This window comes from Actinomadura livida (genome assembly GCF_014648675.1).
GTDB lineage: Bacteria > Actinomycetota > Actinomycetes > Streptosporangiales > Streptosporangiaceae > Spirillospora > Spirillospora livida.
Window position 1 is genome coordinate 1 of record NZ_BMRO01000010.1, and the last position, 11837, is coordinate 11837.

At 72.3% G+C, this 11837-nt stretch carries 12 protein-coding genes and 1 pseudogene; 5 read left to right on the plus strand and 8 right to left on the minus strand.

Features of this window, described 5'->3' with window-relative positions; all coding sequences use genetic code 11:
- Nucleotides 1-41: 41 nt before the first annotated feature.
- Nucleotides 42-1226, minus strand: coding sequence for an MFS transporter (locus IEZ03_RS23455; RefSeq protein ID WP_184880802.1), 1185 nt, complete (start codon nucleotides 1224-1226; stop codon nucleotides 42-44).
- A 437-nt stretch (nucleotides 1227-1663) separates the two neighbouring features.
- Here IEZ03_RS23455 and IEZ03_RS23460 point away from each other — a divergent pair, with 437 nt between their 5' ends.
- The gene (locus tag IEZ03_RS23460) at nucleotides 1664-1870 is read left to right on the plus strand and encodes a DUF397 domain-containing protein (RefSeq protein WP_184880804.1); all 207 of its coding nucleotides are present in this window, start codon (nucleotides 1664-1666) and stop codon (nucleotides 1868-1870) included.
- A gap of 62 nt (nucleotides 1871-1932) precedes the next feature.
- On the opposite strand, the gene IEZ03_RS23465 is transcribed toward IEZ03_RS23460, so the two are convergent.
- Nucleotides 1933-2367, minus strand: a complete 435-nt coding sequence (locus IEZ03_RS23465; protein WP_221480565.1) for a DUF6069 family protein — start codon at nucleotides 2365-2367, stop codon at nucleotides 1933-1935.
- 114 nt (nucleotides 2368-2481) lie between these two features.
- Here IEZ03_RS23465 and IEZ03_RS23470 point away from each other — a divergent pair, with 114 nt between their 5' ends.
- Complete coding sequence (locus IEZ03_RS23470; RefSeq protein ID WP_184880806.1) at nucleotides 2482-2925, plus strand: MarR family winged helix-turn-helix transcriptional regulator; 444 nt, start codon at nucleotides 2482-2484, stop codon at nucleotides 2923-2925.
- A gap of 19 nt (nucleotides 2926-2944) precedes the next feature.
- On the opposite strand, the gene IEZ03_RS23475 is transcribed toward IEZ03_RS23470, so the two are convergent.
- The 4 genes from IEZ03_RS23475 to IEZ03_RS23490 all read right to left on the minus strand — a co-directional run bounded on the left by IEZ03_RS23475 (nucleotide 2945) and on the right by IEZ03_RS23490 (nucleotide 8500).
- Nucleotides 2945-4597 (minus strand): DNA repair helicase XPB, encoded by a 1653-nt coding sequence (locus IEZ03_RS23475; protein WP_184880808.1) that lies wholly within the window; start codon nucleotides 4595-4597, stop codon nucleotides 2945-2947.
- Nucleotides 4598-4773: 176 nt separating this feature from the next.
- On the minus strand, nucleotides 4774-5202 hold the full coding sequence (locus IEZ03_RS23480; RefSeq protein WP_184880810.1) for a DUF4190 domain-containing protein: 429 nt from the start codon (nucleotides 5200-5202) through the stop codon (nucleotides 4774-4776).
- A 168-nt stretch (nucleotides 5203-5370) separates the two neighbouring features.
- Nucleotides 5371-7746, minus strand: coding sequence for a helicase-associated domain-containing protein (locus IEZ03_RS23485; RefSeq protein ID WP_184880812.1), 2376 nt, complete (start codon nucleotides 7744-7746; stop codon nucleotides 5371-5373).
- A gap of 136 nt (nucleotides 7747-7882) precedes the next feature.
- Nucleotides 7883-8500 carry a TetR/AcrR family transcriptional regulator gene (locus IEZ03_RS23490; RefSeq protein WP_184880814.1) on the minus strand — a complete coding sequence of 206 codons (618 nt, stop codon included), beginning with the start codon at nucleotides 8498-8500 and terminating at the stop codon, nucleotides 7883-7885.
- Nucleotides 8501-8674: 174 nt separating this feature from the next.
- Here IEZ03_RS23490 and IEZ03_RS23495 point away from each other — a divergent pair, with 174 nt between their 5' ends.
- The gene (locus IEZ03_RS23495) at nucleotides 8675-9151 is read left to right on the plus strand and encodes a GNAT family N-acetyltransferase (RefSeq protein ID WP_132053318.1); all 477 of its coding nucleotides are present in this window, start codon (nucleotides 8675-8677) and stop codon (nucleotides 9149-9151) included.
- A 49-nt stretch (nucleotides 9152-9200) separates the two neighbouring features.
- Here IEZ03_RS23495 and IEZ03_RS23500 read toward each other — a convergent pair whose 3' ends face one another.
- Nucleotides 9201-9605, minus strand: coding sequence for a hypothetical protein (locus IEZ03_RS23500; protein ID WP_184880816.1), 405 nt, complete (start codon nucleotides 9603-9605; stop codon nucleotides 9201-9203).
- 271 nt (nucleotides 9606-9876) lie between these two features.
- Between IEZ03_RS23500 and IEZ03_RS23505 the strand changes: the two genes are divergently transcribed.
- Nucleotides 9877-10509, plus strand: coding sequence for an HAD family hydrolase (locus tag IEZ03_RS23505; protein ID WP_184880818.1), 633 nt, complete (start codon nucleotides 9877-9879; stop codon nucleotides 10507-10509).
- Between the two features lie 187 nt (nucleotides 10510-10696).
- Entirely contained in the window at nucleotides 10697-11092 is a 396-nt protein-coding gene (locus IEZ03_RS23510; protein ID WP_132053312.1) for a cold-shock protein, read from the plus strand.
- Nucleotides 11093-11101: 9 nt separating this feature from the next.
- Here IEZ03_RS23510 and IEZ03_RS23515 read toward each other — a convergent pair.
- Nucleotides 11102-11837, minus strand: a pseudogene (locus IEZ03_RS23515) (MFS transporter); the annotation flags it as partial.

Sequence of the window (11837 nt, forward strand, 5' to 3'; positions counted from 1 at the left end):
CCCGCCTTATGGCGGGGCCCTTTCTCATTTCTATGGGCTGCTCACTCGTCCACCACCGCTGCGGTGGAAGAAGCCTTTACGGGGCGGGCCGCGGTGATGAAGAGGGCGAGTGCGACGACACCGGCCATGCCTGAGATGAGGGGGAGCGGGCCGGGGCCGGCGGTGTCCAGTACCGCACCACCGACGGCTCCGCCGATGGCGACACCGATATAGGTGCCGGACGTGTTGAGGGCCAGGGCCTGCGTGGCGACGGGCCCGGCGAGATCGTGCAGCCTGGCCTGCACGGCCGGGGAGTTCCAGAATGCCGCGCCGCCCCAGATCGTCACGATGACCACCAGTGGAAGCACCGAGATCGGACGCAGCGGCCACAGCGCGGTCAACGCCACCATCGTGGCGAGGAACGCCCCCACACCGACGATGAGCGTGCGGTCGGCGCCCCACGCGTCGGTGGCACGTCCGCCCGCCCAGATCCCGACCATGCCGGCGAGCCCGGAGCAGGCGAAGAAGACGCCGCGGTCGGTCACGTCCGCGTTCGCCAGCGCGGCGGTGAACGGCGCCAGGTACGTCAGCAGCATCATCGACCCGAACATCAGCACGACGTTGGCGAGCAGGCCGAGGGAGATGGCCGGACGGCCGAGGACGGTGAGCTGGGCCCGCACGGGCAAAGCGTCCTGCTCCTCCTCACACCGCGGCAACGTGGTGAAGAAGCCCAGGGCGACGAGTGCACCCCCGGCCGCCATCACGGCGAACGTCGCACGCCAGCCCACCGCACCACCGATCCAGGCCCCGGCCGGGACGCCGAACGCGATGGCGCCGGTGACGCCGAACGCGACGGCGGCCACGGCGCGGCCCGTCCGCTCGGGGGCGGCGAGCCTGGCGGCGGTCGCGAACATGGCGGGCGTCGCCGCGGCGGCGGCGAGCGCGGCCGTAACCCGCAAGGCCACCAGTGCGGAGAACGTCGGGCTGAGTGCGGCTCCGGCGTTGGCGGCGGTGAAGACGAGTGCGGCCGACACCAGGAGCGTCCGGCGGGGGATGCGGGCCGTCGTGACCGCGGCAAGCGGTGCGGCGACCGCCACGGTCACGGAGAAGACCGTGACGAGCTGGCCGGCCGTGCCCACGCTCACCCCGAGGGATCCGGCGATCTCGGGCAGCACACCGGCGATCACGTAGTCGTCGGTGTAGAAGACGAGCGCGCCGGCCGCGAGGGCGAGCAACCAGCGGGGCATCGGTGCTCCAGGAGACGAGGGTGGCGGGTGGCCGACAGAGGCCACGCTATGGAACGTTCCGATCGCCTGGCCAGCCCTTTTCGGCCGTGGGTCCCGGCACGTCCGCCCTGGTCGACGAGGTCGCTCCTCACCGAGTAAAACCGTGCCAGGGAGGCGGCGGATCAGAACATCCGTGGCGAGCGGTAGGTTTGCGGCGCTCGATCAGGTGCGCCGAACGGCCCTTGCCCTCCGGGCGGCCGACTGAAACTCTGGTCGGCACCGGATTGGCAGGCAAAATTGTCGGCTAGCCGCACTCCGGCAAAGTCCAATGCGGTTGGCCCTCATTTTCGGAGCCAGGAGACGCTGCTTAGTTCAGATTTTGAGCAGCCGAAATTCGCCATTGCGGATTAATGGCCTGGGCGAGGGTAGGGGCCCTCTCGACCCTAGGGAGGATAAGGATGGACCGTCCTGCTCTCTGGCGCGCCGGTTGGCGCAAGAGTTCCCGCAGTAAGGCGTCGAGCAACTGCGTTGAGGTCGCCGGTCTGCGGTCCGGCATCGGGATTCGGGACAGCAAGTCCCCGGCCGGTCCGGTGCTGGCCATCGCCACTGCGGAATGGGCGGTGTTCGTCAACGCCGTCAAGGTGGGCGAGCACGATCTCGACTGACCGGTGGCGGTTGGCCCCGGCATCTCGACCGTCCGCGCTTGGAGATGCCGGGGCCTTCCGCGTCACCGGCTGCCGACCGCTTCGCCGTCCTCGGCGCTTTCGCCGGCCCGCCGCCTCTGCGGCGGCCCGTACCGGAAGGCGGGGATGAGGACCGCGGCGACGGCGACATGTGCGAGGGCGAGCACTGTCTTCGCCCCCGCGCTCGCCTCTACCCCGGTCAACGGGAAGAAGGACAGGGCCAGGACCACGATGGCGGTCACCGTCCAGATCCGGAGGCCGTGGGCCGTCACGCGCTCGAGGACGGCGAGGAGGGCCAAACCAAGAAGCGAGGCGGCCAAGGAGAACGTGACGAACGCCCCGGCCCCGAGATCGGTGGCGTCCTTGCCCGGTTGCTCGACGACCAGGTCGTGTCCGAGAGCGGGCTCTCCCACCGCCCATACCGCGAGGGCCGCCGCGACCGCGCCGGCCACACCGAGACTCCGGGCCCGGATGCTCATCCGTACTCCTTGAGGATATAGATGGTTGATGTACTCAACTAGTTCGCCAGTCTACGCACACCTAGTTGAGATCCTCAACAGTCCGGGCGGTTAAGGAGCGAATATGATCGGGGCATGAGCGAGGACGTCGATCGGCTGGTGGGCGACCTGGCCGACTCGGTCTTCCAGGTGGCCGGGCTGCTGCGGGCGAACTTCGACGCGGCGGCGGCGGAGCTGGGGCTGCCGCCCGTCCAGGCGATGGCCCTGATGAACCTGGACGCGCCGGCCCCCATGCGGCGGCTGGCCGAGTGGCTGAGGTGCGACGCTTCCAACGTGACGGGCATCGTCGACGGGCTGGAGCGGCGCGGGCTCGTCGAACGGCGCCCCGACCCCGGTGACCGGCGGGTCAAGCATCTGGTGCTGACCGAGGAGGGGGAGCGCAAGCGTGCGCTGCTCCGCGACGGCAGGCACGCGCACGCCGTCGCGCTGTTCGACCTCCCCGAAGCGGAGCTGACCCGGCTGCGGGACGCGCTCCGCCAAGTGGTGAGCAAAGCCGGGCCGCATCCCGGCTGCCGCTGACGGCCCGGGGCCCTCGGACCTAGATCTCGTCGCCGGCGAGGACGGTGTCGGCGTCGACGATGCGGTAGGCGTAGCCCTGCTCGGCGAGGAAGCGCTGCCGGTGGGCGGCGTAGTCCTGGTCGAGGGTGTCGCGGGCGACGACGGCGTAGAAGCGGGCGCCCTGCCCGGACGCCTTGGGCCGCAGCAGGCGGCCGAGGCGCTGGGCCTCCTCCTGCCGTGAACCGAACGCACCCGAGACCTGCACGGCGACGGACGCCTCGGGCAGGTCGATGGAGAAGTTCGCCACCTTGGAGACGACCAGCACGCCTATCTCACCGGCGCGGAACGCGTCGAAGAGGCGCTCCCGCTCGCGGATGCGGGTCTCCCCCTTGATGACGGGTGCGTCCAGCAGTGCGCCGAGTTCGTCGAGCTGGTCGATGTACTGGCCGATGACGAGGGTCTGCTCGCCCTTGTGCCGGTCCACCAGGGCCTGGATGAGCTTGGTCTTGGTGTCGGTGGTGGCGCAGAAGCGGTAGCGCTCCTCGGGTTCGGCGGTCGCGTAGGCGAGGCGTTCGGAGTCGGTCAGGGTGACGCGAACCTCGACGCAGTCGGCGGGCGCGATCCAGCCCTGGGCCTCCATGTCCTTCCACGGCGCGTCGTAGCGCTTGGGGCCGATGAGGGAGAACACGTCCCCCTCGCGGCCGTCCTCGCGGACGAGGGTGGCGGTGAGGCCGATGCGGCGGCGGGCCTGCAGGTCTGCGGTCATGCGGAAGATCGGCGCCGGCAGCAGGTGCACCTCGTCGTAGACGACGAGGCCCCAGTCGCGGGCGTCGAACAGTTCGAGGTGCGCGTAGGCGCCCTTCCGACGCGTTGTCATGATCTGGTACGTGGCGATCGTGACGGGACGGATCTCCTTCTTCGTACCGGTGTACTCGCCGATCTCGTCCTCGGTGAGGGACGTGCGCCGGATGAGCTCCTGCTTCCACTGGTGGGCCGAGACGGTGTTGGTGACCAGGATGAGCGTGGTCGCCTCCGCGCGGGCCATGGCGGCGGCGCCGACGATGGTCTTGCCGGCGCCGCAGGGGAGCACGACGACGCCGGAGCCGCCGTGCCAGAACGCGTCGGTGGCCTCCCGCTGGTAGGAGCGCAGTTCCCAGCCGTCCTCGGCGAGGGAGATCGCGTGGGCCTCGCCGTCCACGTATCCGGCGAGGTCCTCGGCGGGCCAGCCGAGCTTGAGCAGCGCCTGCTTGAGGGCGCCGCGCTCGCTCGGGTGGACGGCGACGGCGTCGTCGCCGACCCGGTCGCCGATCATCCCCTTGATCTTCTTGGCGCGCAGTACCTCCTCCAGGACCGAGCGGTCGGAGGACGACAGGACGAGCCCGTGCTCCGGGTCCTTCTCCAGCCGCAGCCGCCCGTAGCGGGCCATGGTGTCGGCGACGTCGACCAGCAGGGCGTGCGGGACGGGGTAGCGCGAGAACCGGATCAGCGTGTCGACGACCTGCTCGGCGTCATGGCCGGCGGCGCGGGCGTTCCACAGGGCGAGCGGCGTCACCCGGTAGGTGTGGACGTGCTCGGGCGCCCGTTCGAGCTCGGCGAACGGGGCGATCTCCTTGCGGCAGGCGTCGGCCAGGTCGTGGTCGACCTCCAGCAGCAGCGTCTTGTCGGACTGGACGATGAGCGGACCGTCGGTCAATGCGAAAGCCCCCGTCGGGAATCGGTAATCGGTGCCGGTCCGGCCGGGCACCGCCCGTGCACGCTACCCCAGGGGAACGCCACGTGGCCCGCACCGGACGCGACCACAGGATCCAACACCGCGCACCGCCGCGTTATTGCGTCCCGCGGCGTGGCGGGGGGAGAAGGGGGACGGGGTCAGTACGTGGAGTCGTAGCCGTTCGACTCGGCGAAAATGACCACGAAGATGTAGATGACGATGAAGATGATTCCGAAGACGACGGACGCGCCGAACAGCACCCAGCTCCATACGGTCAGCTTCCGCGCGGACTCGGGATCGGACTGCAGGCGGCCCATCGCGATCGCGGACGTGATGACGCCGGGGATGGACAGGACGCCACAGCACAGCAGCACGCCGACGATGTTGCAGACGAGGGCCGCGACGGTGTTCGCGTCGCGGGGCGGTTTCGTGGGCATCCCGGGCGGCCCGTAGCCGTAACCGGAGTACCCGGCGCCGTACGCGCCTCCGCCGTAGGGGTCGCCGCCGTAGGGATCGCCGCTCCAGCCCTGCGATCCGCCGTACGGGTCCTGCCAGCCGGGCGGCGGGCTTCCTCCGTATCCGCTCACGGACCGTCTCCTCTCGCCCTGCTGATACCCAATACGACCAAGCCGACCGAAGCAGGGTTCCACCGCGTCCGCAACCGGACACCGCACCGGCCGGCTCGTGCCCGCCGGAGTCGATTCGCCCGCGGCCCCGAAGGAAGATCACGGGTCTGGGGAAACGCCCGCGGCCCGCTACTGGGCGGGATCGTCGTCGAGTTCGGACACACCGGTGATGCGGTGGAGGGCGAAGCGGTGCACGGCGGCGCGGGTGGCGTCGTAGCCGGTGAGGAAGCCGCCCTCGACGCGGACCGGCTCCACGATGCGGCTGGACGCCTGGCCCTGCTGGTCGAGGTAGCCGATCCAGACGCGCCCGCCGCGCTCGACGGCGGCGCGGAGGCGTTCGATCGTGGCCATCGCGGGGGACCGGGGCGGTTCGCCGGACGGGGTGTCCGCGCGCAGCCGGGCCTGCTCGGCGCCGTGCGCGGACGCCTCGTCGCCGGCGCGCAGCGCGCGGACGGCGGCGGAGAGCATGGCGGCGTCGGTGCGCTCCTCCGGCCGGATCCGGACGATCTCGGCGGTCGGCGGGGGCTCGGCGCGCTGCGCGTCCGGGCGGGTCACGATCACCCCGCCGCCGGGGGCCTCGGCGACGGGGGCGAGGCCCATCGCGCGCAGCCCGTCGAGGAGGTCGGCCCGCTGCAGCCCGGACGCGAGGACGGTCGGCGCGAGGCGGTACAGCCGCAGCACCTCCGAGCGGCGGTCGGCGAGGATCTCGTCGAGCGTGCTGGACGAGTCGGTCCGGACGTAGGACGCGAGGGCCCCCACGCGCAGATGGCCGTGCCGGCGGGCGACGTCGTCGATGAGGTAGGTGAGCGGCTGCGGCAGCGGTGTCGCCGAGTGCCGGGCCAGCAGCTCGGTGACGTCGGCGGCGGTCCGCCCGGCGTCCAGGGCGCGGCGGACCGACTCGGGCGTGAAGCGGTACACGGTGGCGCCGCCGGTGGACTCGACGTCGGCGGCGAGGGCGAGCTCGCGGGCGAGGTCGGTGACCAGCGGGCCGGGCGCGATCGCGGTCAGGTCGGCCTGGATGACGATCTCGTCGACCGGCGCGGGGAGGTGCTTCTCCAGGCGGGGCTCGGGGTCGTCGCCGGCGAGGAGGTCGCGGGCGAACGGGGCCAGTTCCCCGAAGCCGGTGAACCCGAGGACGGCGGCCTCGCGCAGCGTCCAGCCGAGGAGGCGGTCGCGCATCGGGCCGCCGCGGCGCGGCCGGAGCCACGCGAGCCGGGCGCGCACGGCGTGCTCGGTGACGGCGGTGCCGGGTGCCGCGTCCGCGAGGATCTCCAGCACCGCCCGGCGGGTGGCCGGCGCGCTGCTGCGCACCATCGCCTCGCTCAGCGCGTTGATGAGCCGGTCGCGCTCGTCGCGTTCCCCGGCGAGCCCGGCGGCCCGGTCGGACTTCAGCCAGCCGTGCGCGAGCTCGGTCCAGCGGCCGGCGGTGTCGCGCATGAGCCACAGGTCGTAGGCGGGGGTGGGCAGCCATTCGCCGTCGAGGTCGCCGCTGCGGGTCAGGAGCCCGGCCGCGTACGCGACCTCGACGAGCAGCGCGGCGTGCCACTCGGGGACGTCCAGGAGCGCCGCCGCGGCGCGCAGGTCGCGGACGGCGAGGCCGCCGCTGCGCAGCACCGGGGGCGGCTCCAGCCCCCACCGCTCCAGCAGCTCCTCGATGAGCCGGACGGCCGCCGCCGCCTCGCCCGCCGCGGCGCGCACCACGATCTCCTCGCCGCGCGGTTCGCCCGCGGGCGTCAGCGGCGGCGGGGCCGCCGGGACGTCCCGGAACAGGTGCCCGCCGCGCAGGTGCAGCGCGATCTCCCGGGGGAGGGTGACGGTGCGGTCGTCCTCGGCGGCGAGGAGGCCGCGGGCGAGGAGCCGCTCGATCGGGGTGACGGCGGTGGCGACCCGGACGGGGCGGCGCGCGTCGGCGACCCGCCCGACCGGCGGGCCCCACGCCAGGGCGTCGAGGGCGGCGCGCGCCTCGGGGCCGGCGTCGTCGATGAGGGGGCCGGGCTCGGCCAGCAGCTCGGTGAGGCGCCCCAGGAGCCGCGCGGAGTCGGCGAACCCGCGCGGTGCCGTCCCCTCCAGGTCGGTGATCAGCTCGATGAGCCGGTCCGGGGAGTACCCGGCGAACGCCTCCCGGGCCGGCGGGCCGAGACCCGCGGGGTGCGGCAGGCCGTGCCGGACGCCGGGCGCCGTGCTCAGCGTCCCGTTCCCCCAGGCCAGCCCGTACCGCCGGAGCGTCTCCAGCGCGGCGGTGACCTGGTCGGCGGTGGCGGCGACCGCGGCGGCGACGGGCGCCGGGCCGTCCGAGTCGGGCAGGACGAGCAGTGCCTCCAGGACGGCGAGCGTGAAACGGTCCAGCCGGTCGAGCGCGCGGGAGATCGCGGCGGGCGTCGCGGCGCGGGCGGCGAGCGCGGTCAGGTCGGCGGGGACGGGGGCGAGCAGCTCGGGACGCGCGGACAGCAGCGCACGAAGCTCGTCGTCGCCTCGCGCGCGCAACCAGTCCGCATACGTTTCCATGCCGATCCCCAACTTTAGGTGGCACACGCCGCCCGTACTGGGCCCCTCAAGGGTAGGAGCACGAACCGCCTGCTCGGATCGGGGGTGAGTCGAACCGCCGCTCAACCGCGGGGGCGGGGGCGGCCGGTTCCGCGGATCAGGGGGCGGGGGTGTGCTCCAGGTGCGTCAGCCCGAGACCGAGCCGCGCCCAGCTCTCCACGAACCGCTTCTCGTCGATGCGCTTCGGCGGCTCGTACATCGACTCGTTCGCGAGCCAGTAGTTCACGACCGCGCCGCCGAGGATCGAGGCGATGGCGGCCCAGTCCTCGTCGGCGCCCTCGAACTCCGGCTGGGACCCCAGCCAGGTGGCGATGCCGTCGTACAGCGGGTTGACGATGCCCTCGCGCATCTCCGCGACGAGGTGGGGGAACTGGTCGAGGTCGCGGAACAGCACCCGGATCAGGTCCTGCTCCTCGCGCATCTTCGCCAGCCCCGCCTGGCACGTCATCCGGAGCCGCGTCTCCAGCGGGCGGTCCTCGTACACGGTCGCCTGGTCGAGGACGTTGTTGATCTGCTTGCGGGTCCGCTCGATGTGTTCGCGGATGGCGGAGGCGAGCACCTCCTCCTTCGACCGGAAGTGCCGGTAGAGCCCGCCCGCGCCCGGTGACAGGCCGGCGGCCGCCTCGATCTCGGCGACCGAGGTCGCCGCGTAGCCGCGGTCGGCGAAGAGCCGGAGCGACTCGGCCACGATCCGATCGCGCGTAGGTGTCGTCATGGTGATGAAGCCTCCGCGAGAACACTAAGGCATCCGCGACTTCCGGGGCCCCCGCGTCCGCGCGGCGCGCCCGAATTCGTGATCCGGCTCGCATCCGGCCGGGGCCGACTAGAGTCTCAGTCCTCCGCGCCCCGTCGCCGGAAGGGGCCGTCGTCGGAGAGGTCGGCGATGTTCATGTCTCCGCGGAAGGCGGCCGACGGAGCCTTCCTGCCCGAGGATTTCGTGGTACCGACGCTGGTCGCCGGTCCACGGTTCCAGATCCGCCCGATCACCGTCCACGACGTGGTCAAGGACTACGGCGCCGTGATCGGCAGCCTGGACCGGCTCGCCGGGCGCTTCGGGCCCGAGTGGGGATGGCCGGACCGCGAGTTCACCTTCGAGCAGGCCCTCATCGACGTCGCCTGGCTCCAGAAGCAGGGCCAGCTGCGGCGCTCGTTCAGCTACGTCGTCATCACCCCGGACGGGGAGGGCCAGCTCGGCCGCATCCACGTCGCCCCGTCCGACGAGCCCGGCTCGGACGCGGTCGTGGTGTTCTGGGTCCGCGCCGACGAGGAGAACTCCGCCCTGGAGAAGGAGCTGGAGGCGTTCGTCCGCGAATGGATGGAAACCGCCTGGCCCTTCGAGAAGGTCCGCTTCCCCGGCCGCGACTAACTGTGTCTGCCCGGGAGGGCGACCCCTGGAACCCCTGTTGGTGGGCGACCTAACCGAGGCGGCGGGTCAGGTTGGTTAGCAGGCGGCCTATTAGCAGGTAGACGAGGGCGGCTAGGCCGTAGTTGACGGCTACCTCTAGTTTGGGGTCGGCGGGCTGGAAGATGTCCTTGAACTGCCAGGACAGGTCGGTGGCCCTGTCGCTGAACCAGCTGACTATGCCGTTTGCGGTGTTGGCCTCGAAGGCCACGAACACGATGTGCACGGCGAGGATCAGTACGGCGACCGTCGTGATGACCGAGATGACCGTGGCCAGGACGTCGGCGGTGCGGCGGCGGGCCGCGGTGAGCGAGCGCCGGGTCCGCGGGGCGCGGTGCTCGCCGCCGGGTTCGGTGCGGGTCGTCGTGTGCCCGCCCGTCGCGGCCCGGTCGGGCGGCCGGTCGGGGTTCTCTGTCATACGCGGCCTCCTTCACCGGGCGGACTGATCGTCTTTTTGCTTCGGGTGGGCTGTTCGAGTCCTGTGTTTTCCCTGGTCAGCCGGTTTGTGGTCGGGCGGTCGGGTATACCGCCAACACGGGAGGCCGGTCCTGGACCGGGCAACCAGCCCCGGTCACAACAGAACGGTTCCCGCGCGAAGTTCCCGCGCTCTCCTACTCGGATCCCGTCGCATCGCCACTACCAGGAGAGCGCGGGTCTTCGCGTGTGTCCAGCCCCTTACCCTGTGAGGCGTGCTCGACCTCGATCATGACGCCCCCCTCACCGTCGGTTTCGACCTCGACCTGACCCTGGCCGACACCAGGGCCGGGATCGCGGCCGTGTACGCGGCGCTCGCCGCGGAGACCGGCGTCCCCATCGACACCGGGCTGGTCGTGCGGCGCATCGGCCCGCCGCTGGAGGACGAGCTCGCCCACTGGTTCCCGCCGGCCGAGGTGCCCGCGATGGCGGCGCGCTACCGGGCGATCTACGCCGACATCGCGATTCCGGCGACGGTCCTCATGCCCGGGGCCGTCGCGGCCTTGGACGCGGTGCGCGCGAGAGGCGGGCGCGTGGTCGTGGTGTCGGGCAAGAACCAGGCCGACACCGAGCGGACCGTCGCGTACCTGGGGCTCGGAGTGGACGCGGTGGTGGGCGGCCTCTTCGGCGCGGGCAAGGGCGTCGCACTGCGCGAGCACGGCGCGGGCGCCTACGTCGGCGACCACACGGGCGACGTGGACGCCGCGCGGGCCGCGGCGGCGATGGCGGTGGGCGTCGCGACCGGGCCGTTCGACGCGGCCGCTCTCACCGCGTACGGGGCGGACGTCGTCCTGCCGGATCTGGGGGCCTTCCCCGAGTGGATGGCGTCGTTCGCAACGACCGTATGACCGGATAGTCACAAGTCGGGTCGCGTGTCCCGTCCGCACCGATATTCGGGTGCCCCTGTCGGACGTCCGGGATAGCTTCGTGCAAGGCCTCGCGGGCCGCCCGGGAAGCACCCCTCCGTGTACACCGGCGCGCGGTGAGGCACTAATCTTGAGGTCGATTCAGGACGATTACCGAACGAGGTCTCCGGTGCCGACTGGCAAGGTCAAGTGGTACGACTCCGACAAGGGGTTCGGCTTCCTCACGCGCGACGACGGCGGTGAGGTCTTCGTGCACTCCTCGGCGCTGCCGAGCGGGGTCACTACGCTCCGGCCCGGCCAGCGCATCGAGTTCGGCGTGGTCGAGGGCCGCAGGGGCCAGCAGGCGCTCCAGGTCAGGGTCCTGGAGTCGCTGCCGTCGGTCGAGAAGACCATCGCCAAGCAGCGGCGCAAGAAGCCGGACGAGATGGTCGTCATCACCGAGGACCTCATCAAGCTGCTGGACGGCATCTCCAACACCTACCGGCGCGGCAAGCACCCGGCCCCCGCGGAGGCGAAGAAGATCGCGACCGTGCTGCGGGCGGTCGCCGACGACCTGTCGCCCTGATCCCGGCCGTCATGGCCGCATCTCCGGGTGCGCGTCCTTGATCGTGCTCGCGTGGCGGGGGCGGCGGGTGCCGCGCTGCCGGCCCGCCTGGCGGGACAGCAGCAGGCCCAGCGAGACGGCGAGCGCCGCGGCGACGAACGCGAGCGCGATCCGCCCGTCCGCGACGATCGACATGCCGAGGCCGAGCAGCCCGCCGAGCACCCAGGACAGCTGGTGCAGCGTCTCCGAGACCGCGAACGTGGACGAGCGCATCTCCTCGCCGATCTCGCGCTGCACCACCGCGTCCATGGACAGCTTCCCGAGCACCTGCCCGAGCCCCGCCGCGGTCGCCACCGCCAGCGCCGCCCACAGCCCGAAGAAGGCCGCGCCGACCGCGCTGACGACGGTGACGGCCGCGAGCGTCGCCACGACGATCAGCCGCGGCGCCCGCGCCTTCATGTAGGCGCCGAGCGCCGTGCCCGCGAGGCCGCCCGCGCCGGCGCAGGCCGCGAGGAGGCCGAGCGCCACGTGGTGGGACACCGGGTCGAACCGCTCCTGGCGGAGCAGGAACGCCAGATAGATGATCAGGAAGCCGGAGAACGCGCGCAGCACCCCGTTCGCCTGCATCGCCTCCGCGACGACCGGGCCGACGCGCGGGAGCGTCCGCCAGTGCCTCGCGGGTTTCCCGGACGGCTCCGACCCCGGCTCGGCGTCCGGTGAGGGGTCGGCGTCCGGGATGTCGACCTGCCGCGGCAGCCGCAGCGTG